The sequence below is a fragment of the Clostridium saccharoperbutylacetonicum N1-4(HMT) genome, from assembly GCF_000340885.1.
In the GTDB taxonomy this organism is placed as follows: domain Bacteria; phylum Bacillota; class Clostridia; order Clostridiales; family Clostridiaceae; genus Clostridium; species Clostridium saccharoperbutylacetonicum.
In genome coordinates this window covers 827,912-852,797 of record NC_020291.1, presented here as the reverse complement: position 1 = coordinate 852,797, position 24,886 = coordinate 827,912, and the positions used below count along the sequence as shown (strand labels likewise).

Genomic DNA, 24,886 nt, shown 5'->3' with positions numbered 1-24,886 from the left:
TTTACACCACCTTCAAATCAAAATCCATTGTATGTTCATTTTTAGAAAACTTATGAGTAGCTTCTTCAATTAAATAATACTGAGCTATGTTCCTTTTTTTAATAATCACATAGACTCCAGCACCACCTCTAAGCTTTAAATCCAAATTTGTTTCTGTTCCTAAAACATCTTTAAGTTTAAGTTTTTTAGTTTCTTTATTTTTAAGTTTTAAATTTCCCATAACCATTTCTTCTATTTGGGCTTTATTTAGCTTACTGTCAACCTTCTTAAAAAGTTGTAATTTACCCCAATTAGCAATATTTTGAGAATCCTGTCCAATATACACATCTCTTCCTTTAGTTTCTTCATTATCCCTAACAAATTTTATACAGTTATAGCTTTCTTCAATTGAACTTTCCCAATCATAATTTCCCAGATTACTGTCATCTGCTATTACAATTTCTTGCCTCATATTATTGATATCCCTGAGATTTAAATATCCATAATCATCATACAAAACAAACATTTTTGTATTAGAAACTATGGTCTTGTCTAAAGCACTGTATATAATATCTAAATACTTCTTGTCATCCTCTACAAACGTTGGAATTACATATCCAGTATCCTCAATGGTTCCAATCTTTAATTGAAGCTTTTCAAAGATCCCAGTAATTATTTCGCTTGCCTTTTTGTTAACCCCAACACAAACATCATTATACATAAGATATTTAATTTGATCGTAAGCTGTGATTTTAATTTCTGGGCTATCATCACCACTATTTTTAAATACATAACCATAAAATACATTAGTATCATTTACTTTAAAGCTTATTATATTGCCATTGCTAATTTTAACCTGGCTATCTTCCAGCAATTTAATATCTAAACTTGAAGGACTGCCTTTTCTTTTAGTCTTCCAAGTAACCTCTTCTACTAATTCAGAGATATCAAATACATTTCCATTTTTATCATCAATTATTAGATTTATCTGCATATACTCCTCCTTTATGGAAGGTTTAATACCTGTCCAACATAAATTATATCTGGATTTGAAATATTATTTAAAGCTGCTATTTCTCCATATCTATTTCCATCACCTAAAAACCTTTTAGCTATATGCCAGAGAGTATCACCTTCAATTACAGTGTAAGTTTTTGGCTGAGGAGGATTGCTTTCTCTAGTGGCAGCTTGAGAAACAGTTGCTGTTACTGCAGTCACATCTTTCTTGATATCAATTTTTTTAGGTGCATAATTCTTATATTTTTTTAATTCTAAAGTGTAATAGATGTCACCAACTTCTCCTCCATGTTCCTCATATTTAAAATTTTCTATGGAGAAAAGATTATTTATCTCTGTAGAAGTATTAAATACTGAATCTAAGGTACTACCTGTAAATATAAATCGTACTTTACAGCATTTTTTTCGCCATTCTTGTATTTTTTTTATATATACACTTGGAGCATATAATTTTTCAGAACTCACATAGGGACCTCTATTCAAAGGAAAATAGCTATCAAAAGAAATCTTAGTAAGTTTAGGTAAGTTTATTACATTTACTTCCCCTAGATTCACTATGTTATAACTCTTATTATCTCCACCTTCATCAATTTGAATTTTCTCTGGAAGTACAGGGAGTAAAAAGCCTTCCTCATCGCCGTTAATTTCTAAATACATTTTATACACTATGCATACACCCCTTCTGCACTATTAGCTAACTCATTTTCCATATAATTTTCTATATGAGATATTATTTTATTAATATCTGCTTCTTCTTTTATATCTCCAGTAGTGATTTGTACTGTTGGTGTCAAGGTTACAAAGTTTTGAATACTATCCTGCTCTGCTAAATCTCTTAGCATTTCTAAATGCTCATTTGAAATATCTATTGAATTATCCATATTTTTAAGACTATCAGCACACTTTGCTGAATTATCTGTTAAAGCACTGTTATTTCCAAGATTGTTACTTGTAAGGCCACTATCTCCAAGACTATTCATTGGAAGGTCACCTTTACCTTGATTTTTATTGAAATTATTTATTATATCATTATCGCCTAAACCAACCTTAAGTTCTGACATACTAGCTCCAAATTTAGAACCACCATTATACCCATATTGAGCTTCATTTCCTAAATCCTTCATCTGCATTTTAGGAATAATAGTATAATCATCTGGTGGAGGAGGCATATTAATTTTAAAATTCTTTATTTCAAAATCACCTAATAAATCTTTCAAGAAAGGTATAGATTTAGCTTTATCTACGATATAATCTAATGCTCCACCAACAAATGACACAATTGAATTCCAAATGTTTGCAAATAACATTTCAACTGAATATAGTGGATGCTTAAATACATTTGCAAAAAATTCAACAAAGCTTGCAATTACATTCCATGTCATTGCAATTTCATTATATATATATCCAAAGGCTATCATGAAAGCTGCGCCTATAAAACCACATACTTGTTCACAAGTAACTCCAGATTGAATTAGTGCATATATAAGTAACGAAATTAATCCAATTATTAGCAATATAGGCCAATTTGCTATAAGCCATGCTGCAGCACAGGTTATCGCAGTACTTATTAAATATATGCCTAATGCAATTAATATTGATTCAATTATTGGCCAGTTTTGGATTGCCAAATTGTAAATAAATATTATAGCATCTGATACAGCTGTAAGTGCTGTTGAAAGTGCAGCAAAAAACGGCTGAAATGATCCATTTGCAAAAGCTTGATTTATCATTGCCATTACTGGAGTAAATGCTTCTAAAATTCCCTGTCCTGCTTGTCCTAACCCTGCATCAAGATTTGATTTTAAATTGTCAAATTGAGCTGTAGGTGAACTATTAAAAGTATTGAGCATGTCTGAGTCAAGACCTTTTTTGTCTAGTAATTTATCAAACTTAGCTGTAAAATCATCCATGTCCTTACTTGCTTTTAATATTCCTATATCATCATCATTAAACCCAAAATTCTCTTTAAGTGAATCTCCTTTTCCAGACATCATGTCCTTGATTGCACTTCCTGCATCACCAAGTCCCTTAGAGGTATTACCTATTGATAATCTTTCTGATAAGTTATTCAATTGATCAAGGCTATCTGTATTTTTAGTAATTCCTATAAAGTTTCTCGCATTATCCTGTAGATCTTGAAATGCAAAGCCTGAATTATTAGCTTCTTTTTGTAAATGATTAAAATATGCTTTTCCAGCTTCTTTGTTTCCAAGCATCCCTTGCATTGAAATAATTTGATTTTGCATTTTTACTGCTTCATCAATAGTTGTACTTATTCCATTTTTAATAAGTTTCATTCCTAAATCAGTATTAAAACCCTCTTTAAGCTTTCCAGCAAGTTCTTTAAATATATTTGTAGTTTTACTTGTTTTTTGACTTAAATTTTCTTCTTCCTTAGCTGCTTCATTTATTGATATTTGTAAGGTATTTGTTAATGATATTTGCTGACTAATAATATTGGTTGTGCTAGACTCCTTATTTAAAAGCTCTGATTGCAGTCCACACATTTCCTTTAAAGTTCCTTCTATTCTACTAAAACTATTATTTAATTTATCTACACCACTTATTAACTGATCTACTTTATTATTGAAATTATCCATTAGTCCTATGTTTACTGTAAGATTAGATGTCATGGATATTGCTGTCATTTCTATTGATCCCATACTTTCACCTCTTTTCTTTTTTTAATCCTAGTTATCCTTTTTGAGTTTATCTTTTACTTTTTATCCTTTTAGCTTCTTTATTTTCTTTTTCAACATGTAAATCTATAGATGCATAAACAAAAGCTTTTTCCTGTCTAGATAACTTCATTAATTCATGAGGAAGTATTTTTAGCTTGTGGAGGGCATAATGAGCATAGGCTGCTTCACCATCTCCCCCCATAATTAGTTTTTTGCTTCTTCAACTAATTCACTTGTGCTCTTATCATAGCCATTTACTTCACTTACTATGGTTGACCATTCTGAGAATTCTCCATCCTTCATTTTCGCTTTCATTGCATCCAAAAGTTCCACTGCTCCCATAACTCCCCATGAAGCTTGTAATTTTGAATTCTTTAAATCAGGGCAAGTTGTAGTTTCAATTATTAAATCTGAAATATAATTATCTTGATCTGTTTCAATTATTCTTTGGCCTTTCACAAGTTTAACTTTTCTATTCTTCTTTCTTAATTTATCTCCTAAATCAGCTGATATAGGTTTAAATTTCATTAATTTTTTCTTGCCTCCTAAAGTCACTTCTCTTTCTGTTTCTCTTGTTTCTTCAAAGCTTTCCATTAAAAATTCTTCAAAATTGTTACTCATAATAGCATCTTCCTCTCTTATATTTAAATTTAATGGTCGAGATCCAATTATTAATTTCTAACAATTTAGCCTCGACCATTTACAATTACGTATTAAAATTTTATGTTTAACTGTCTAATTTATTTTATGAAACAACAGGCTTTCCAAACTTATCTAATAAATCAACATCTTCAAAAGTGAAGGCCATTTCTTCTTCTAGCACTTCATCGTCCACATTAAACATTGCCATACTCACCTTATCAAAATTGCATTTCTTTAATACAACGGTTTGTTTTCCAATTGTTGAAGATTTATCTTCATTTGTAACTGTTAAATCAAAATATACATCCTTACCAGTCTTAATATAGTTAATCATCATTTCTCTAAATAATGATGTCACATAATAAACAGTTAAAGTTCCTGTGCCTTTCCAGCCTGTTGCCTTATTTTGCTCAACTCTGCTGCCTAAAGTCTTTCCTGTCTTTTTAGTTTTTTCTGCAGTTGATTCTAACTTTTTAGCATAAAATAATTCTTCATTTCTGCCATTCACAGTTATAAATCCCTTTGCTTCTGTCCCACTTAAAGTATCACTATAATTTAAAAAATTACTCATTTATATTACCTCCACTTTCTTCTTACACATATACTGTCATATAAATTTTTTCCATAGCATCAACTGGTTGTGCATTAACCTTAACTAAAACCGAATCTTTTGATGCTCCTATTGCTACATCGATATCATCTATTGTTACATTTTCCAATGCACCTTCACTTTCTAAGGTTTCTAGAATTTTAAGTACATCTTTTTTAAATAGATTTCTTCCATCTTCATTATTGCTTGTCTTACCAATATAAACCTCTTCCCATCTTGTTTTAATCCTGTTATTAATTCCATCTAAAACTCGAATCACTCTATTCTTTCTAAACTCAGACTTTTTACCATCACTAAAGGTTTTTAAGGTATTAATATCTTGTTCAACTAAAATCTTTTCACCATTTTTAATAAAAACTATTTCCCCATCTTGAATAGCAGTAATTATTTCTCTGTCTGAATATTTACAATCAACATTAATTGCACCTTCATATTCAGCATAAGTATTTGAAGCTGCATATCCAGCACTTGCAGTTAAAGCTGCTACATATGAAGTAGCTTCTATATTTGATACATGAACATTATTTTTAATGTAAACACCATTTTTAACTGATATTATTCCTTCATAATCTGCTTCCTTATAATCTGGTAACACAGCTTGTATCTTTCTGCCATCTTCTTCTCTTAATCTTCTTACAAACTCTTTAGTAACTGCTTTTATAGCAGGATCACTAACCGGCATAGCAAGAACATTGAATTCATGCAATTCCAATTCTTTTAAGAAGTCTGCATAATCTTCTCCTGTAGCTGCCTTATTTTCTCCTCCTGCAAGCTTAAGTCCGGCTGATACAGTAAGATCTCCTTTTCCAGAAAAATCGACAAAACTATTTGAAACAAGGTCTGCTGAAGTTTTCACTTTTTGAGCTTCTACCTTTATATCACCTAAAAATGTAATTACATCAAAATATCCTGCATCATCAATATTACTTTGAATTACAACTCTAATATCGTTTCCTACAGTCCCACTAAATTTAGAGGTAATAACAAAGTCTCCTGATGTGCAAGCTGCTTTAACGCCTCCATTAATTCTATAAAGTAACACTTTATTTGCTTTCTTTAAGGCTTCTCTAAGCATTAAAAGACAAGCATCCTCTTCTTGAATTCCTAAAATTTCAAATAAATCTGTGTTGTTATCTATTTCAATAATTTCCTTTTCAGGTCCAAAAGGTAATACTATTGGTAATCCAACAATACCTCTTTCACTAGCAACTGTTTCATCATATTTACCCTTAAAATTTATATAAGCTCCTGCTCTTACTTTATTTTGTTTTATCCATGTTCCTCCAGCCATTTATTTAGCCTCCTTATTATTAAAATTATTAATTATTTCTCTTACCTCATCAATGCTATATTCTCTATCCTCTAATAAGGCATTTAGAATATCCTTTTGGTTAATTGTAAATTGTTTAGATGCTATGATTTGTTCTTTAGAAAACTTATTTTCCAAGTACATCTACCTCCAATTGCTTCATACTATTTTCTTCAGTATTCTTTATTAAACTGACTTCTAATTGAAATTTGAAATATAATACCCCATCTTTTACCTCATGATTCATATTAAGTGCTCTAAATTTTCTTTCTCCCTTTTCTACGATTTCTAGAAGTTCATATAGTTCGTCAGCCTTGTTTAAATATTCTTCATTGATATTGTCCTTATCACTTACATAGCTAATTTCAAAAGCTATATTTCTTTTGTATCTTCTATTAAGCTCTTTAGCTTCACTTGAATTTGATATTTTAATAAAAAAATAAGGCTTATTAAAGCTTTCTTCCTTGCCTTCACTATATACATTACTTTCTTGAAAATTGTTTTTGATAATATTTTTAATTGCTACCAATAAATCATTTATATTACCACCTCCTCACTCAAATAAGTTTTAAAAAAGGTCCTTAAATATAAGAGCATTTAAAAAATTACTCACAAAAAAGACATCTATATTTCTATAAATGTCTTTTAACAAAAGGGTATTAACTTCTTAGGAGAAAATTATCTTTCCTTCCCACTTACTATTATAAGGCTTATAAATATCAATTTCTTATACAATTTCTCTAATTTTCCTATACTTTTCTTATAATTAATCTCTTATAATATATATTCACTTCTTTAATTAGGCATTTCAATTTAAGACCATCTCTTATCTTAATTTTTCAATTTATTCTTTAGAAAAAAATAAGGCAGATTAAACCTTAATGCCTAATCCACCTTTAAAGATAATTACTGAGCTCGTAAAAACTTCTCATAGTTTTCTATTTTGTCCTCTCTATTGGTATTCCTTAACCAACTGTTATAATTTAATATAATCTCTTCAACCTTTTTAATGTTTACTTTGTTTTGCTTTTTGTTTTTAAGTTCTGCATAGAGATTAATTTTAATTAGGTTTCCCAATTCTCTCACCCACCTTTCTTAATACCATAATACACTACAAATGTTACATTTATATAATAATAATCTTAAAATAATATTAAATTAACTAATTTTTGTCTCAGAGTTATCAGTTGTGTTATCTGATGGTTTAATCAAATTTGTAAACTCTTCATACTGATCTGCTGCAATTTTATCTCCAGCTAAAAATATATCCATAGTTTCTTTGATAGTTGCAAAATTTTGTTCTGCTTTATCCTTTACTAATTCACTTTCAATCCTATTCTTTAAAATTTTCCCTAAAACTTCCTGCATTTTTGTCATTAAGATCACTCCATTTCATATATACAATTTATTTTATAGTTTCAGCAGTTTCTTTTTCTAATAAGTAATTTTCTAAAGCTTCTATTCTTTCTCTATCAGTTGCTATATTTACTACTTGCTCTACTAAAGGTACTGGTTTACCATTAGGATAAGCAACTTCAAATTCTTTAAATAAACTTAATTCATAATCTGTGGCATTTTCTCTTGGGATACATTTAATTGAATTATCATCGTTTTGAATAATTAATACATTATCTTTTAAATCTGTTTTATCTAAATTTAAACTCATAGTTTATACCCTCCTTATATTCTTCCTCTACAATCTGCGGTTATATCAAATACTATCCATCCACCATAATTATAAAGATTATTTTGTATTGTTGTATTATTTCCAGTATAAGCACTAGTAACTTTTATAGTACTTTTATCAAGTATATAAACAGTAAATTTAACATCAGAAAGGGGTATAACATATCCACTGGTTCCATCACAGTAGCTAGTACCTATATTCAATAAAGAAATTATTGGCACGGTTTTTTTAGGTGTAAACTGAACTATATACTCTATTATAGGTAAATTGCTACATTTTGAAGCTCTATTAAAAAGCGAACAATTTACCTTTTTTTCGTATATACTTAAATCCACCAGAGTATCTAAAATACTATCATGTGCTTGTCGATTATCTATTTGGTCTTCTAAATTATTAATAGCCGATACTATATTTTGTTCATAATTGAATATAAAAGATCCTATTTGAGGTGCTATAGTTGATAAAATTTTATAATCTACAGTATAGGTTGCGTTGGTGTCAAAGTTAGTAGCTGTTATATATGCTCCGCAATTTCCATATGCTGAATACTCATATTGAGACTTTATCAACCATTTCATTGAATCCCATAAACCATTTCTAAATATGCCATTTATAATTTCAGTTTTATTTTTTAAATATGATGCTGTTTTGCCATCATAATAATTAGAGTTTATCTTATATTGATAATCTGAAGCATTGTGAGATTGTGGATTTGCGACTTCATTTAATACGCTTCCACTATCTAATAATAAATAATTATCTCCTACATCTAATTTAGGAATATCCCCATGAATATTAGCATTAACATCAGTAAGTGGTTCTGGAGTAGCTAATTTATAGTGTAGCTGATATCCTTCGTAGTTAGGTGCTACATTGTTCTTACAGTAGGTTAATACTGATACATTGGTTGTTCCATTGTCAGAAATGCTTCCTACTACTGCTCCATTATTAAATGAAACTGGATTAGATACAGTTAGGTTGTTTCCCGATATACTACTGACATTAACGACTTGATAATACCCACTTGGATGAAATACACAAATAGCACCAACAGAAAATTTAGTTCCATCTGCAACGGGTAGCGATGTTGTGCTTGTTCCTGTTGCAGTAGTTGTACTTTGACTCATAACACTTGGTAAAGAGTTATCTATTATACTTGCCCACGCAATATATCTAGTTCCATTATTCCATATAGCTTTCCATCCATTCATAAATGCTTTTACTTCATCATTGTTTGGATTTATACTTTCTGTCCATCCACTTTCTGAATCAGCTACACACACACCTATTTGATCTCCTAAACCTATCCAACCAGAGTCTATACACGCACTTGCATTAATATTTCTAATAATAGCCCCATTGTACTTAGTTATAACATAATCTGAATAGTTAGTATTTATCCCTTTATTTATTCTATCAGATGCAATTGGAGTTCTAATATCTAAACACTTGTATCCAGTATAATCTCCTTGCAATTCCCAGTCATAGTCCTTTCCTATTAAAGATTTATGTTTCCAATTTATTTGTCCAGTTACTTCTCCATTCTCTAATACTAAAGAATCTCCATCAGCAAATTTTCCTTCTACAACACATCTTTCTATTCTACATGATTTATATGATATTGGCGCTGTAGTTCCTTCTACTAGCATGATAGAATCAGCTGTTCCTGTACCAATGTTATTATTGTTAATAACAACGTTTATAACAGAGTTATTTCCAGAGTTAAACGTTCCATTATTTATCAATATATTTCCTGTTAAGTCTCCTTTAGCAATTACAAGATTAACATTACCACTTACATTCCCAGCTAAATAATAGTCCGTGTTAGGTTTTACATTAATTGGTTGCCTAACCCATAAATACGTAGACGTTGTTGTTAATGTTAATTTACTATTTAATAGGCTTAATGTTGCACCAGAATTAATTGGCAGCCACCAAGCAGTTCCTTCTTCGCCATTACCATTTCTAACCAAGTTATCATGTCTTACTTCTATATATGGATTTTGAAGACATGTATAAGAATCTACATATGGACTTGGCTGGAAGTTAGGGTCACTATACTGTTCTTTTGTTATCTCTTCTAGCATTATTCCATCCAAGTATCCATATTGCCCTACAGTTGTTCCTCTTACACCTACATATGCATATCTGTTGGTACTTGTAGGTGCTATCTTGCTAGCATCATATTTAAGAAATACCCTATTAAACTTAGTTGAATCAGTAACATCAACTGAATTTATTGCATAAGATACATTATCAGATATTTGTATATAAAAATTACTATCAATATTTCCATTTTTTAAGTAACCACTTAAGCAATAATATTTTGTTTTATCTATAAAAGGTGTTACATCTAAACTTATGGCACAATTACTATTAGCCGAATTCTCAATTATTTTTATACCATTATTGCCAAATACTTTATTTGATACATCTAATACTCTTGTTACGCCACTAGAATACCATTTACTTAAGTCCTCACAATTCCCATCTTTCCCAAGTAAATTAACAACAGTCTTCCCTTGTATAGTAAACTTAGGTGACACACTTGTTTCCCCTACATTCTTAATTACATTATTCATTCCATAACCTACAGCTGGAGTTATTACATTTTTATTGGAAATTTCATTGGCCAATTCTGATATCTGTTCAGAAAGCTTGCTATCTAATTCCTTTATTTCTTCTGATGTTTCAGCATTTGATGCATCCATTTTAGCTTGAAGTACATCAATATCCTTTCTAGTCGCTACAATCACTGTAGGATCAATCTTTAAGGTAACACTTGCAACGTTGCTAACTTCTAATACGATCTTAATGCATAAATCCTTTATGCTTCCTTCAGAAACTACTGGTTTATAGGTTTCTGATAGTTTACTTATGGCAATCAAATCGCCATCCTCATCAAAAATACCAGCTTCCCTAATGAAGAATCCTCCAATAGTTGCTGGTATCAGTGTCTCTGCTACTATCCAATTTGGATTATTTTCATCTACGGAAATTGAGCTTACATTTCCTGACCATACCTCTCTTACTAAAGATGTCTGGCTTTCTGTTGGTTCATAGTAAGCTCCATTTCCATCTCCTACTTTTAAGGTTTTAAAATTAACTTTGCTGCCTAGAACTGCTGAATTTGCTAATTTTGCTTTTCCAGTTGCAGTTAATATTGTATAAAAATTTTCTGACATTATTTTCTCCCCTTTCTTGGATATATTGTCATACTTTCTGAAGATTTATTTTGACTTATTCCAACTTCTAATTTCGTATTTGCATTTATTGTTCTTGCAATCCAGGGATAAACTACTATAACTTCTCCTGTTGTCGCTGCCAATCTATAATAAGTTTCTGCTTTGGAAAGTGATGTTAATTTGTATTTTGTTCCTAGATGCGCTGGTTTTACAATATCTATATTGTCATACATACTTTCTAGTTCATAAGGAAATCCTGTACTGCTCAATAAATTTATTTCAAAATAATAATCTGAGTTATGTTGAATCACTTCAACTTCTGAAGCAAAGCTTCTACAGATTTGCTTTATTACTTCAACTGTAGTTGTTCCCTTATTTCTAAGTTTGGCTAAAATTCTTGCTCTTCTTTCCTCAATAGTTTTAGAAGTATTGGTTTGTATTCCAATTCTTTTTTCCCAAAGGTTTAAGCCCCATTCTGCTGCAGTTTGAGGTAATATTTGCAAAAGTAAATCTGAAAGCTCTATACCTAATTTATCAAACACTTGTCCATAAGAATTAAATATTTCATTAAAAACATTACTGTTTTGTATTTCATAAGGAACATAGCTTTTTAACATTTCTGCATTTTTACTCATAATCAATGCCTCCCAAAGCTGCCTTATTCTCATCTAAAGTAGTTATATTTTTAGTATCATCATTTATCCTAATTGACGTTATGTCATTTACTCCTTCTGTCATTACTATTACAGCTTCCACAGCATTTATCTTTACTGTTCCCCCTGCTGGTACCTTTTTCAAATAATCTTCAAGAGACTTTTTAATATTAAGCTTCACATCATCTAAGTTGTATTTATCTTCTATAACAAGGCCTGAAATCTTAACTTTTATCTCTATAGGCATAACAGAAACAACTGTTACAGTAGCACCTATAGGAGCTTTACCACTTCCAAGTCCATCTTGTGGATCAATATGAGCCTTTACTTTTTGAATTATAGTATCATCTAATTGAGCACCATTTTCCCCAGCAACTATTACTTTCACAGTTCCATTTCCATTCCATAGTGCTTTTACCTTAGCATATTCAACGCCTGAAACTTCCATTGCCCATTTTTCATAGTCATAAATATTTCCACTGCTGCTTTCTTCTCTTTCCTTTGTTATAATTCTTTTCAACAATTCTTCACTAGTTTCAGTATCAGTTCCACTAGTAGTTGGGTCCAAATTACTAACGCTTGTTATACCATTTATTTTAATAGGAATTTGAACTATAGAATTTGATGGTACATTATACTTAGCTCCTAATTCCATTGCCTTAATCTCTAGAGTACATTTTCCATCAGTAATTTTTCCTTGAGAAATAACCTTATATTTCAAGCCTTCAACCGTTTGAACAATACTATTTTCATAAATCATTGAACCTTCTAAACCTATAAAAGTCACTTTGCCTACAGAATAAAATCCTTGCTTACGTTCTAAACCATGCCTTGCCGCATCTTCATCTATAAATTTATCGTAATCCTTAGCTGGTATTTCTGGTGCTGGCTCTCCAAATACTAATTTCAAAATTGTATCTAATGTGGAATAACATTCAGCTAACCTCTTTGCTGCTGGTGCTATAGCATCGTATACAAAATATCCTTCGCTTTTAGATATTCCAGAATCAATAGCATTAAGCATTTGTGTTCTCAAAGCTTCTTCAGTATTATTTTCATACATCAATTATCACCTCCCCACAATCAGTTACTGCTGTAAATGAAATATTTAATAAATCCTTTTCTTTACTTACTTTAAAATTTTTGATGCTCAAAATATGCTCATTTTCCTTTAAGCATTCTAAAGTCAACCTCTTTGCTTCACTTTCAATAAGGCTTTTACTTAGCCCATTGCCTACTAGCTTTTCAATTTCTTGTCCATAAGTGCTGCTATAAATTGGATAGGTTGCTCTACTTGTTTTTAATGCTTTCCATACCCAAATCTTTAAAGCTTCTATTCCTTCTACAATTTGAAATTTTCCATCCTTAAGCTTAAAATCATTTTTATCAAAATCCCAAGCATATTCTTTGGGCATTGTTACTTCTTTTTGCTTATCTGAAAAGGAAGCAATTACAGTTGATAAATTCAAATTTGCTTTTGGTAATACACTGTTCATATTTATAATCTCACCACCTTACAAAGAACTACCCAGGTTTGATTATCTGCTGTAGGAAGCACTGCAACTTCATCTCCTACTTTTAATATTTTATGAAATTGCATTTCTTGCTTCTCTATACTAATATTTTGAAGCTGCCCTCCACAGGAAACTCCTCCACTTGCTGCACTGCTTATACTTATTTCCTGCTTATAATCTACTAAGCTTTCTGATATTAAAATATCATCCTTATAGAGCTGCAAATCATTAGTTTGAATTATTATTTCAGGTGGAGGAGCTATAATTTTACCTATATTAATGGTTGGTGAATTACTTTCTGCACCTTTAGTTTTCATTAAATTAAGCATTTTTACATAAGGGTCCATTAGCTATCAACCTCCTGTAAATCCATTTTGTTACTTAAACTCACTGTAAGCTTCATGGTATATTTTCCAGTTCCACACTCCCAAGTATGAGTATCAGCATTAATATATACTGTTGCATTATTAAGCAAACCTAGATACCAGATCTTAGTTTTAACCGCATAACCTGTTAAGCAACTATAATTTCCAAGAGCTTCAAGTTCAATTTCTTCATCAAAAGCATACAATTTATTTTGAGCTACATTATATGGATCTTTACCATCTTCTATTGAATAAGAGTCTTGAAAAAGTCCATAACTACTTACAAGGCTTGAGTTTTCTACTTTATCCACATAATTATTATCAGCATCAAAAATTACAACTCTATTTATCATATTCTCTAATGAATCCTTATAAGTCATATCAATCAAATTATTGTTGTAAGTATCATCCTTACTTGATTGAATAACATAATTTGAAACAACCCGTCCTTTTTCAATTATGCTTAACTTATCTGCTCTCATTATGGGAATATATTGTTTTCCATTTTGCTTACTAGCTTCACTATAGCATTCCATAATTATGTTGTAGTAAGTCTTATTTGGGCAAAGCCTATTTATAGGCTTTCCAGTTGCGATTATCTCCCCTGTTGTTATATTAACTTCTTCACAAGATTTAGCTGCAACGCCTTCTGGAGGCATATTTTTAATATTCATACTAGTTGAGGACTTCATAAGAAATCTCATGTAATCATAACAAGTGAAGGACTCCTCTTGGCTAGAACTTGTTAAAGTTCTATCTACAACTTCTCCTCTAAAAATTTCTCCATAATCTTCTTCAATAATACTAATTAAGGTTCCAGGTCCTATTTGAACTCTTGGTTGATTATTATCTGTTAAAGAATAAGCCATAGTAAAGGTGCATTTTCTTGCTGGCTGATCAACTGAGGCTGATAGTTCAACATTTTTACATACTGCTGTTATTTCTGTTAAATCCCAGCCATCGTATAAGCTATATATCCTAATCATAATTTTCACCTAACATTTTAGAACTATTTTCATTTAACCTAAGCATCATGAATTTCCCCCTAATATGTTATTTGAATTAGTAAAACTAAAACTTGCCCCCCACTGTCCAACAATTTTTTCATTTAACTTTAAAACCTTATATTGCTTTAGTTCCAAAGTAAAATATATATCTCCAGTTCCATCTTTTTCACCATATTCAAAGGATTCTATGGAAAATAAATCATTAATGCCTGTATCTGTAAGAATTACCCTTATAGGTTTCTTGCTCTTTCTCCAAGTCTCTATTTGAACTACACATTCAATAGGTGCAGGAATATCAGAATATGCGCAAAAATAATATTCCTGAGCAGGGAAAAAGCTTTCAAAAGATATTTCTGAAAGCTTTGATTCTCCTAAAATATTTAATTCTCCAACTGATTCAACATTAATTACTGTATTATTATTACCTACTTTGAGTGAATAACTAGAAGGGGACACAGGCAGCTGTAACCATTCATTATCTTGATTAAGCCAAAATTCTATCATTTCTAATTACCTCCTAACCCATTCCAAGTGCTGTTTGACTTAACTTATTTGCTAGGGCTGTTGCTATCTTATCTATATCACCCTCTTCTCTGATTATTATAGAATCAGCAAGTTTAGCTATAGTTATTGCAAAACCATTTTGTGCACTATTGTCCTTGGTTGTATTTGTACTTCCTTTAAGACCTAAACTGCCGGATTTACTTCCACCAGATAAGCCGCCATTCATATTAGTTTTTATTCCAACTGAAAGGTCTTTGACAGGCTCAGTTACTAAATGAGTGTTAACCTTAATTCCATGTCCCATACCCTTCATAAAGTCTGGCATCCAGCTTTCGTAATCTGTTACATTAGCACCCTCTCTTTCGAGATACTTTAACACTATTTAAATAGTGGGATTAGACTATATCATACTCTTAAAATTAAGAGCCAATGCACTTCGCAATAAGGAATTTCACCTTAAAGCTACTCTCTTTCGAGATAGTCGTTACACCTTCCTATTTCTAGGCTTGGCACGTGATTATCATATTTTGTGTAATAAAAAAGCCACTATGCCCATTCTAAATTGAGTCTTATTATACCAAAACTTAGATTTCCCACGTTAGCAAGTTAATTAAAACTCACACCTTGCATTTGCAAGTTCACATTGTTTTTCGAAGAACCTCACGATTCTAAGCCGCTAATTCTAACGGTCCTTGATCTGGGACTGAGAAGTGAAGAAAGGATCTTATTTTATCTGCTACGCCTTTAACTGCATCTTCAATATAGCTTACTCCTCCTTTTATCCCATCAACAATACCCATTATCATATCTTTTCCCCAAGTAAGTGCTGTTTTTGCTATATCTTTAAATACTGCACTTATTGCATTTATAACATTTTTAACAATATCAACAGCTCCATTAAATACTGTTGAGACTGTTTCTTTTATAGTATTCCAGGCACCTGACCAGTTTCCATTTATTATTTGCATAACAGCTTTAATTACTCCTGTTATTACAGCTAATACTGTTGTAATAACAAGCTTTATATGATTAAAAACAGCACCTACTACCACTTTTATAGTTTGTCCATGTGCATTCCAAAAAGACATTACTACATTTAAAACTGTTGTAATCACAGTTTTAATAGCTGTCATAACCGTTGTAATAGTTTGCTTTATAAGTGGCCAGTTAGCTGTTACAAAGCTGATTAGTTTCCCAAAAATTTGAATAGCAACTGTTAGTACTGGTTTTAATATAAAGTTCCAAACTGCTTGAATTCCTTTAAATACATTTTGGATTATACTCTTTATTTTAGGCATGTTAGCTTGAATAAAGGTTACTACTGCTTTAACTTTATCTCTTATTCCACCAAAATTTGTAGCAAAGGCAACTGCGAGTAGTCCAACTACTCCAATTACTATTTGAAGAGGTAATGGCAATTTAGTAAAGATTCCAAATATAGATGAAAAGCTCTTTGAAACTACACCTTTAATTTTCCCAAAACTTCCAGCTAGACCTTGTAATGGTGCTGTTACAGAAGGAATTAATGAACCAATTTTTCCCATCGATTGTTTAGCTACATTCATTACACTAGAGACTTTACCACCAATTCCAGCTGATTTTGCAGTATTTGACCCTTTAGCGCTATTTAATTTAGGAATTTTTTGAGCTACTTTGGAAGCCCGTTTCCCTATACCGCCAGTAGCTTTTTTGACCAAATCATTATTTTTAAAGGTTGTATACAAATCTGACACCGTACTTTTTACATTTTTAATCTCATCTTTTGCATTAATAAAATTAGTTGCCAAATCTTCAACAGTTTTTGATGCATTGGATATTGATTTAACTACCTCTTTAGCTTTCTGTCCAATATTTTCAATAGATCTTTGTCCATTGTTATTTGTAAGTGTTTGCATTAAATCAGAAACAGAAGTTCTTACATTTCCTACTGCATCTTTTGTATCATTAAAGCTGCTTTTAACTTTCCCTACTGATTCTGATGCTTTAGTTATTGCTTGTACACTTTCTGTTGCTTTTGAAGCCACTGGTGCTAGACCTTCTATTGCCTTTTTAGTTTTCTGAACTCCATCAACAGCCTTTCCTATTACTTGTCCACCTTTATTTAAGACTACTGAGGCTTTACCTCCCTTTGATTTAGGAAGTTTTTGAGCTACTTTGGAAGCCTGTTTTCCTATAAAACCAATAGATTTTTTACCCAAATCTGTACTTGCAAAGGCCTTATACAAATTCGTTGCACTGTTTTTTACATTTTCAATCTCAGCTTTTGTATTATTAAAATTAGTTTTCATATCTTTAACTGTTTTTGATACATTAGATATTGATTTAACTACATCATTAGCTTTCTCTCCAATATTTTCAAAGGATCTTTCCCCACTATTATCTGTACATGCTTGTATAAAATTAGAAACAGCTGAGGTTGTATTTCCTATTGCGTCTCTTGTATTTTTAACACTACTTTCAAGTTTATCTACTGATTCTGCTGCTTTAGAAATTGCTTTCACACTTTCTGATGCTTTTGAAGCTACAGGTGATAAACTATCAATTGCCTTTTGAGCTTTTTGAGCTCCATCAACAACTTTTAATAATGCTGAATCTAGTTCAAACGCCATTAATCATCACCTCCTGGATACAATGCTTCCATTTGTTTCATTTTCTCTTCAATTTCTTGTTCAATAAAAGCACTGATGATAATCTTTTCTCCAAATCCCCTATTAATTGTTTCTGCTGGCCACTTATCATGAAGTTTCCAGCAGTAATATAAGAGATTTACAGTTTCATCAGTGCTTATGAGTTTTTTATATCTTCTTTTTTATTAGTAGATTCTACTCCTGAAATTTCACTTATAGTATCTGCTAAAATATCAACTTCACCAGGTAAGAAGATCTTATTCATAAGTTCCTTTGGAGTTGGAGCTTTAAAATGCTTCATAAGTTCTTCTGATCTAAGCTCTGGCACTCCTGCAAGAACTGTTTCTATCTTAGCTTGAGCTGTAGCAAAACCTTGAATATTTCCTTTCTTATCTACTTGTAACACTCTTTCTTGAATTTCATTGTATCTCTCCATAGAAATTGCATTACAAGTAAAGGTAATTTCCTTGTTTCCTAGCTTAGCAAGCTTAAGCTTTACTTCCTTTGATGGAATTTCTATTTTACCTGCATCTATTTTTAATAATTGTTCAACTAAATTCATAACTTTCATCTCCATTTTCTAAAATTAATTTAAATCAAAAAACCTCACTTTTCAGTAAGGTTTTTTGTGCTTTTGATATTACAAATTTTTATAACCTCAAAATTTTTATTGAGGTTCAATCATATCTAAGAAATCATAACCAGAAAAAGTGAATGGAAGTGATTCTTCAACATTCTTTTTAACTTCCCAGTCTGCTATTGTTAACTCATCAAAAGTAACATCCTTAAGTACAACTCTTTCTGCTCCTAAAGCATCTGGATCAGCCAATTTTGATATTATAGTACATACTGTTTGCTTTCCTTGTTTAATATTATCCTTCATTAAAATTGCCATTCTTGATGACACATGATGTAATTTCAAGGTTCCTTTTCCTTCTATCCCTGTTACTTTGCTTCTCTTCCATAAATCCCTTGTAAAATTAACATCTACCTTTGTTAAGGTAACCTTTGCTTGAAGAGCTGACACTTCTGAAACATACTCTCCATTAATCCATACTTCTCCCCATGTTCCGTTTATAACTTGTTTTGCTTGTGGCATTATAACCGCCTCCTATATATATATTTGAAATTTAATATCTTCAATTGCATCTAAAATAACAGCTTGTCCTTTAAGAAATACTTGAGAACCTGTGTTACTTTCTTTTATTTCTTGATCTTTCATACTTGATAGATCTGTTCCTTGACTCTTTAAATAAACCTTTTGAGCCTCTAAATCAATTTCAGCTTTATTTTGTCCTTCAATGCTGCTATCAAGTAAACCATCTAATTCTAAACCTTCAAAATATCCATTAATAGCAGTAATAAGTAAACACTTGTGATCATAGTCATTTGGATATTTACCAATATAACTATCTTCAGCTGTTGTCTTAATATCATCATGAATTAAATCCATAATGTCTACGATTTTAATTTTCTTAAAATCATCACCTTTGTTTTCAATTGTAGTAACAAAGCTGTTTACTGCTCTATCAATTTTGACTTTCTTTCCATCATTAAATAAGATTAATTTACCAGCATCAACTGCTGCATCTCTTTCTTCTTTCTTTAAATGTGGCACATCAATTACTTCTGCAAGTGGTGCAAAAGTAGCACTAATAGTTAGTGGTGTACCAGCAAGCATCCCTGCAATTCTTGAACAATATTCGGCTGCTGTATAAGTTTTGTTTGCAGTTTTAATATCATCAGTACAGAAATTAATTACTCCTTCATTATCTGCTGGACAATGTGGAAGCACTGCTTTAACTTTAATATCCTTAGTACTTCTTAGTTGTTTTATCCAAGTAGCAAAATCCGTTGCTCTTGAAGTAGTATTTGCTTCTGTATCAGGCTTACCATCTACAGTTATGCCAATCCCTGGAACTACTACATAATCCCATTTTATAGTTTCTAAATAGCTTTGAGCTTCTGAATAATCAGCTGCATCTGCTTTTTCTATATAAGCAATAACTTGTTTAGGTGGATTTTGATAGCCTATCATTGCAAGTTTAATTTGCTCTTTACTAAAGTCTGATAACCCTTCTGGAATTTCATCTATAGTTTCCATTTTAATTGGATTGCTATAGGTTGCTGGCATAGTGTCTTTTAAAATAAGTACCACTGCACCTCTTTCTCCTCTTTTAATTGCAGTAATACCTGCTTGCTTAAATACAATTTGTATTGATGGTTCTCCCATTTTTATTCCTCCTTAAAAATTAAATTTAACTTTATCTGCTTTTGGACTTTCAGGAGTATTAAAGCTTCGGTCTTGTGTAAAGTCTATTTTAAGCTTTAGGTGAATCTCCGTGTTCTTCGTTCTACCTCTTAGCTTTCTTATCTTTGCAGCTCTATCCAAAACCTTTATATACCCACTGCTAAAAATTTCTCGCATTTTATCAAAAACCTCATTTTGTGATACCAAGTCCACATTCATTAGTTCATCTAGTGGCGGAAAATAAATTATCTTTATAGTTATTACATTCAAATAACTATTTCTATTTAAATCCTTCTGCCTACTAGTAATATAGCGAATAAAAAAAGAAGGTCTTATAAAATCCTTCTCTGTCTTTGATAAATATACTTTTGTACTTGGAAAGTTTTCAACTAACATATTGTTAATTAAGTTTATTAATTCATTAATCATGAATCGCCCCCTAAAATCCCATATTTTATTTTACTTTCTTGGTCGTGCATGCATGGATAATAGCTTCTAGTATCCCTTCTGCAACTCTCCCTTATCATCTATTTACTTGAAACTACACAGCAAAAGCCTCTCCCCCTTTACATTAAATTTTTGTACAAAAAAGTACCTAGTCTATGGGTTAAACTAGGTACTTTAAAAGGGTATTAAGTTATGAGAGGAAACTATCTTTTGTTCCCATTTACTATTATAAGACTTCTAAATCTCAAATTCTTATACATTTCCTCTAGCTTTTCTATAATTTTCTTATAATTTATCTACAATATAATTTTTAGATGATTTAAAATAATGTCCTTCATTATTTTTTATTTTTATAATACAAAAATTCTTGCAAATCTAACTATAGATTACATTTATATATTTTTATTAATTCTACTTCATATTTTCCAATTATGTAGCAACATAAAAAGATACCTACATTTCTGCAAGTATCTTTTATAAACTTTATATTTAATTATCTTCTCAAACAATCAATTTATGCTATTACTGTTGCAGGTATTTTAATTGTAACTGTTCCTGCAGGTGGAATATCTCCAACATTAACTATAATATTTTTAGATGTTGAACTTGAATCAACTGTTCCTTGAGTAGTTGTTACTCCACTAACATTAAAATCAATATGACTAGGAGCTGGATCATTTACCACTACTGCTTTAGCTGTCTTTGTCCCAGTATTAGTTATTACAAGAGTATATGTAAAATTATCTCCTATCCATACATCTTTTACATCGGCTGTTTTTAATACACTCAATGTAGTATCAGCCGTTCCATGAAATATAATTGTAACCTCCCCACCAGGGTTATTAGTATTGGTACCTTTAGCATGAGCAATATTAGTTATATACTCTGTATCTATTGGTTGAGGATTTGGATCTGTTCCTTTTGGTATTACTGATACAGCACATGCTGTAGTTAAATTACTTCCGTCGGTTGTTGTTGCTATTATGTTGCATGAACCTTCTTTAATCCCAGTAACTTTACCATTTGAATCCACTATTGCTATTAAAGGATCACTTGATTTCCATGTTACTCCTATTGCTGATGGAGTTGTTGTTGCAGTTAATTGTTGTGTATCTCCTACTGTAAGATTCATTGTTGATTTATCCAATGATATTGATTCATTAGGATCTATTAATTTACCAGTATCATCTATATCTATAGCGTCTATATCCATATAGCCAATTATACCAGTTGTATTACAAATTACTTGTACTGAATGTTCTATATTTGATAAACCTGTTTTTGTATAAAATAAATATATTCCCTCTGATGTACCATTATTGTATTGTGATGAAGGTTCTACAATGTTATCATCAATTTTTACAGTTATATTCTTAGATCTATTTAGTATCATTGATGACATAATACGAATTTGCGTTCCTCTAAATTTGAATGTACAGTAACTACCAACTGTATTTGTTTCATGATATTTTTGATTGTAATAACTTGGATATGTACCATTAGTCCAATTGCCAATATATTTTATCCTACTATCACTATCATCATATCTTTTCCAGCCTTTTTCTGGAGCTGCTAATTTACTTCCAACTACTGCACTATTATTAGTTGTATTATTTAAATTAGAAGTTCCAACAACTCCATCATCAGTAATAGCAAAAGCACTAACACAAAATCCTAGTGTCAATACTAAAGACATTACAAACATTATACTAAACTTTTTAAAGTAATTTTTCATCTATCATTCTCTCCCTTATTTTCAATAATAAATGAATGCGCATTCCTTATATTTATTTTAGTTCTAATACCAATTAAATCCAACAATAATCGTAATACAAATTACTTTATATCTAAGAATTTTAGTAAATTTTTACATACTTCATTTTAGTGTAAAAATAAGTAAAATAAAAACACCTATAATGGTGCTTATTTGGCTTATTAAGTTTTACACCCTATTTTCCAATTATTGTGTAGCAACACTAGTAATTATTTTTGCCTTTTGTTCTTCTGTAATCCATCCTTTTGTAATTGCATTATTTAATCCTGTTTCTTTTAATTTGCTTTCTTGATATAGTCTTCGTAATGTCTCATACATAAATCACACCCCCAAGTTAGCTAATACTAAAGCATCAACTGTTTCTTTTAAAATTTCTAATTCCGTTTTTTGAGTTGGTTTAGTCGGAAATAACTTTTCCTTTTCTTCATCTGTTAACTCTACAATCTTTCCATCCACGAGCTTATAATTAAATTTACCTTGCATGTCAATTAAGGGCTTATCAAGATAATTCCCTTGCGCATGGCTGTATTTATCGCCTATGCCTTCATCTATTTTTACCCAACTTTCAACATTAAATAAGAATATACTACTATCAATTTGAGTAATAACATTGTTACTATCTACTTTTACATAAACTTTTATATATTCCTCCATACTCTGCACCCCCTAATATATTTCTGAATCTGCATTTATTGAGCCTGAGAATTCACTACCATTAAATACTGAGGTTGAAGTTGCTTGTACGCCGACAGCCCCATTAGCATAAGATAAGAGAGTAGGTAACCCAAAACCACCTCTATATCCATCATTTAAAACAACAGTCGGAGTAGTTCGTTTAATAGTTTTAAAATTATAAATAGCTCTAACTACTTGCCCTGTTGCCGTTGTTGGCTGTACTACTGAATATTGTATTGTTTCATAATACCTTTGACATAATGCTAATTCTTCTGCATAAAGTCTTGGAACAAAAGGTGTTGCTATAGAACCCAATTCAAGTTTTATTTGGGCTATATCCCAGGTAACTGCGCTACCACCTTGTCCAGCAACGAAATTAACAAGACCTATATTTATTGAAGTTGCGTCAAGCGGTATAGTTGTAGTAATTACATACCTTGCCCAATTAGTAGTTAGTGTATTTCCATCTATATAAGTTCCATAAAGTCTAAAGTTAGCTGATACAAAATTTCCACTAAGTTTCCTAGCATAAAACGATAAAGTTACAGTCTTACCTTTTAATTTATCTAATTCCGCTTGTTCTATTTGATGCCAAATATTTGCATAACCAGTAGTGGTAATACGTATAAAATTTTTATAAACATCATCATATTGCTTGGATATACTGTGTGTAACTCCACCGGAACCCCCAGCATCTACTTTCCATCTATCGGCAGAATAATAAATACCAGAGCTACTAAAACTAGTGCCTCTTTGCCATATTTGAAGATCACCATTTATTAATAAGTTTGGATTGCTTAATTGTGCTATCTTCTGCGTATTATCAGACAATTGTGTAGCAATCTTGTCCATTCTTCCATCTAAATCACTCTCCCCGCCTCTAGCAGTTTCAACCTCTGCCCTAAGGTTTGTCACATTTTTAGATAGTGCTGTAATATCTCCAAAGCTTTCCATCGCAGTTATATTTGCTTCTGCTCTTACATTTTCAGCATCTAAATCAGTTTTAGTACTATTTGCTGTTGTATTTATATCCGTTAAATCTTTCTTAGTCACAGTAGCTTTGTCATTTACAGTAGTTAAATCTGCTTTGGTTACATTTGCTGTTGTATTTAATTTATCCAGATCTGTTTTTGTTGCTAATGCATTTGCATTACTTTTATCTAAATCAGTTTTAGTACTATTCGCTGTTGAATTGCTTGCATCCAAGTTACTTTTAGTCGTATTAGCTGTTGTGTTACTTGCATCTAATGCAGTTTTAGTAGCTGCTGCATTTGAATTTGATGTGTCTAAAGCTGTTTTTGTAGCTAGTGCATTATTATTGCTTGTATCTAAATTACTTTTAGTTGTATTAGCAGTAGTATTTAAACCATCTAATGCTGTTTTTAAAGTATTTCCTGCTGAGATTGTTGTATTTAAGTTTGTATTACTTGTATTAGCATTATTTGTAGTTTCAGCTAAGGTTGTATTAGCATCTATTGCTTTATTTATATTTTCAAAGAAGCTGGCTGCCTTATCTAATTTATTTTCTAATTCATCCATAAGTGTATATGTTGCTGTACTTATAGTTCTTTCATTTTCTAGTACACTAGGGATTACTTTTAAAGTTAAATTAAATGTAGCTTTCTTTTCCCCTGTTTTTGTATTGATAAATTGCAATTCTATTTTGGTCGTCCCACTTGTAGTTGTAAGTTGTTCGTCAGGCATTATTGTTACCACATTTTTATTTATTGTATATTGAGTATCTTGGATAAGCAGCATATAATCAGCTTTCATTGCTTTTAATCTAACCTTGTAATTAGTTAAATCTGCTTGTAATCCACCATCAAATATATTAAAAATCAAATGAAGTATATCTAGCTGTTTACAATTTGCATATACGTTTAAATTTTGTTTTAAATCTAAGTTTGTTTCTAATGCATGTATATCACTCATTTTATTCATTCCTTTCTTCTCTATAAA

General features: G+C 31.0%; 29 protein-coding genes. All 29 read right to left on the bottom strand.

Annotated elements, in window-relative coordinates:
- Position 1: 1 nt before the first annotated feature.
- The gene (locus CSPA_RS03835; RefSeq protein WP_015390888.1) at positions 2-973 is read right to left on the bottom strand and encodes an XkdQ/YqbQ family protein; all 972 of its coding nucleotides are present in this window, start codon (positions 971-973) and stop codon (positions 2-4) included.
- A gap of 11 nt (positions 974-984) precedes the next feature.
- Positions 985-1,662: a LysM peptidoglycan-binding domain-containing protein gene (locus CSPA_RS03830; RefSeq protein WP_015390887.1), complete on the bottom strand. Its 678-nt coding sequence runs from the start codon at positions 1,660-1,662 to the stop codon at positions 985-987.
- The gene (locus CSPA_RS03825; protein ID WP_015390886.1) at positions 1,662-3,659 is read right to left on the bottom strand and encodes a hypothetical protein; all 1,998 of its coding nucleotides are present in this window, start codon (positions 3,657-3,659) and stop codon (positions 1,662-1,664) included. Before CSPA_RS03825 ends, CSPA_RS03830 begins: the two co-directional genes overlap by 1 nt.
- Positions 3,660-3,705: 46 nt before the next feature.
- Positions 3,706-3,879: a hypothetical protein gene (locus tag CSPA_RS29955; protein WP_015390885.1), complete on the bottom strand. Its 174-nt coding sequence runs from the start codon at positions 3,877-3,879 to the stop codon at positions 3,706-3,708.
- Between the two features lie 2 nt (positions 3,880-3,881).
- The gene (locus tag CSPA_RS03820; protein ID WP_015390884.1) at positions 3,882-4,298 is read right to left on the bottom strand and encodes a phage tail assembly chaperone; all 417 of its coding nucleotides are present in this window, start codon (positions 4,296-4,298) and stop codon (positions 3,882-3,884) included.
- Positions 4,299-4,422: 124 nt separating this feature from the next.
- Positions 4,423-4,890: a phage tail tube protein gene (locus tag CSPA_RS03815; protein ID WP_015390883.1), complete on the bottom strand. Its 468-nt coding sequence runs from the start codon at positions 4,888-4,890 to the stop codon at positions 4,423-4,425.
- 22 nt (positions 4,891-4,912) lie between these two features.
- On the bottom strand, positions 4,913-6,220 hold the full coding sequence (locus CSPA_RS03810) for a phage tail sheath family protein (RefSeq protein ID WP_015390882.1): 1,308 nt from the start codon (positions 6,218-6,220) through the stop codon (positions 4,913-4,915).
- Positions 6,221-6,376, bottom strand: coding sequence for a hypothetical protein (locus tag CSPA_RS29950; protein ID WP_017810821.1), 156 nt, complete (start codon positions 6,374-6,376; stop codon positions 6,221-6,223).
- Positions 6,366-6,767, bottom strand: coding sequence for a phage tail terminator family protein (locus CSPA_RS03805; protein WP_015390880.1), 402 nt, complete (start codon positions 6,765-6,767; stop codon positions 6,366-6,368). The genes CSPA_RS29950 and CSPA_RS03805 overlap by 11 nt, the downstream gene beginning before the upstream one ends.
- Before the next feature lie 377 nt (positions 6,768-7,144).
- Entirely contained in the window at positions 7,145-7,315 is a 171-nt protein-coding gene (locus CSPA_RS29945) for a hypothetical protein (RefSeq protein ID WP_017810822.1), read from the bottom strand.
- An 81-nt stretch (positions 7,316-7,396) separates the two neighbouring features.
- On the bottom strand, positions 7,397-7,615 hold the full coding sequence (locus CSPA_RS03800) for a hypothetical protein (RefSeq protein WP_015390879.1): 219 nt from the start codon (positions 7,613-7,615) through the stop codon (positions 7,397-7,399).
- A 28-nt stretch (positions 7,616-7,643) separates the two neighbouring features.
- Positions 7,644-7,904, bottom strand: a complete 261-nt coding sequence (locus CSPA_RS03795) for a hypothetical protein (protein ID WP_015390878.1) — start codon at positions 7,902-7,904, stop codon at positions 7,644-7,646.
- A 14-nt stretch (positions 7,905-7,918) separates the two neighbouring features.
- Positions 7,919-11,110, bottom strand: a complete 3,192-nt coding sequence (locus CSPA_RS03790; protein ID WP_015390877.1) for a phage tail protein — start codon at positions 11,108-11,110, stop codon at positions 7,919-7,921.
- On the bottom strand, positions 11,110-11,745 hold the full coding sequence (locus CSPA_RS03785; RefSeq protein WP_015390876.1) for a putative phage tail protein: 636 nt from the start codon (positions 11,743-11,745) through the stop codon (positions 11,110-11,112). Before CSPA_RS03785 ends, CSPA_RS03790 begins: the two co-directional genes overlap by 1 nt.
- A complete protein-coding gene (locus CSPA_RS03780; RefSeq protein WP_015390875.1) occupies positions 11,738-12,826 on the bottom strand; it encodes a baseplate J/gp47 family protein in 1,089 nt (362 codons plus the stop codon). Before CSPA_RS03780 ends, CSPA_RS03785 begins: the two co-directional genes overlap by 8 nt.
- Complete coding sequence (locus tag CSPA_RS03775) at positions 12,819-13,259, bottom strand: DUF2634 domain-containing protein (RefSeq protein ID WP_015390874.1); 441 nt, start codon at positions 13,257-13,259, stop codon at positions 12,819-12,821. The genes CSPA_RS03780 and CSPA_RS03775 overlap by 8 nt, the downstream gene beginning before the upstream one ends.
- Before the next feature lie 2 nt (positions 13,260-13,261).
- Positions 13,262-13,624: a DUF2577 domain-containing protein gene (locus CSPA_RS03770; RefSeq protein ID WP_015390873.1), complete on the bottom strand. Its 363-nt coding sequence runs from the start codon at positions 13,622-13,624 to the stop codon at positions 13,262-13,264.
- Positions 13,624-14,628 carry an XkdQ/YqbQ family protein gene (locus CSPA_RS03765; protein ID WP_015390872.1) on the bottom strand — a complete coding sequence of 335 codons (1,005 nt, stop codon included), beginning with the start codon at positions 14,626-14,628 and terminating at the stop codon, positions 13,624-13,626. Before CSPA_RS03765 ends, CSPA_RS03770 begins: the two co-directional genes overlap by 1 nt.
- A gap of 45 nt (positions 14,629-14,673) precedes the next feature.
- Positions 14,674-15,153, bottom strand: a complete 480-nt coding sequence (locus CSPA_RS03760) for a hypothetical protein (RefSeq protein WP_015390871.1) — start codon at positions 15,151-15,153, stop codon at positions 14,674-14,676.
- 13 nt (positions 15,154-15,166) lie between these two features.
- Positions 15,167-15,532: a hypothetical protein gene (locus tag CSPA_RS03755; RefSeq protein WP_015390870.1), complete on the bottom strand. Its 366-nt coding sequence runs from the start codon at positions 15,530-15,532 to the stop codon at positions 15,167-15,169.
- A gap of 289 nt (positions 15,533-15,821) precedes the next feature.
- On the bottom strand, positions 15,822-17,762 hold the full coding sequence (locus CSPA_RS03750; RefSeq protein ID WP_015390869.1) for a phage tail protein: 1,941 nt from the start codon (positions 17,760-17,762) through the stop codon (positions 15,822-15,824).
- Positions 17,763-17,937: 175 nt separating this feature from the next.
- Positions 17,938-18,342 (bottom strand): phage tail assembly chaperone, encoded by a 405-nt coding sequence (locus tag CSPA_RS03745; RefSeq protein WP_015390868.1) that lies wholly within the window; start codon positions 18,340-18,342, stop codon positions 17,938-17,940.
- Positions 18,343-18,447: 105 nt separating this feature from the next.
- Positions 18,448-18,879: a phage tail tube protein gene (locus CSPA_RS03740; RefSeq protein ID WP_015390867.1), complete on the bottom strand. Its 432-nt coding sequence runs from the start codon at positions 18,877-18,879 to the stop codon at positions 18,448-18,450.
- Positions 18,880-18,891: 12 nt separating this feature from the next.
- Complete coding sequence (locus CSPA_RS03735; protein ID WP_015390866.1) at positions 18,892-20,013, bottom strand: phage tail sheath subtilisin-like domain-containing protein; 1,122 nt, start codon at positions 20,011-20,013, stop codon at positions 18,892-18,894.
- A 12-nt stretch (positions 20,014-20,025) separates the two neighbouring features.
- Positions 20,026-20,460, bottom strand: coding sequence for a phage tail terminator family protein (locus tag CSPA_RS03730; protein ID WP_015390865.1), 435 nt, complete (start codon positions 20,458-20,460; stop codon positions 20,026-20,028).
- 532 nt (positions 20,461-20,992) lie between these two features.
- The gene (locus tag CSPA_RS03725) at positions 20,993-22,213 is read right to left on the bottom strand and encodes an Ig-like domain-containing protein (RefSeq protein WP_015390864.1); all 1,221 of its coding nucleotides are present in this window, start codon (positions 22,211-22,213) and stop codon (positions 20,993-20,995) included.
- A 225-nt stretch (positions 22,214-22,438) separates the two neighbouring features.
- Positions 22,439-22,570 (bottom strand): hypothetical protein, encoded by a 132-nt coding sequence (locus tag CSPA_RS29375; protein ID WP_015390863.1) that lies wholly within the window; start codon positions 22,568-22,570, stop codon positions 22,439-22,441.
- A 3-nt stretch (positions 22,571-22,573) separates the two neighbouring features.
- Positions 22,574-22,906: a hypothetical protein gene (locus CSPA_RS03720; protein ID WP_015390862.1), complete on the bottom strand. Its 333-nt coding sequence runs from the start codon at positions 22,904-22,906 to the stop codon at positions 22,574-22,576.
- A gap of 12 nt (positions 22,907-22,918) precedes the next feature.
- The gene (locus CSPA_RS03715) at positions 22,919-24,868 is read right to left on the bottom strand and encodes a hypothetical protein (protein ID WP_017810825.1); all 1,950 of its coding nucleotides are present in this window, start codon (positions 24,866-24,868) and stop codon (positions 22,919-22,921) included.
- Positions 24,869-24,886 lie beyond the last annotated feature (18 nt).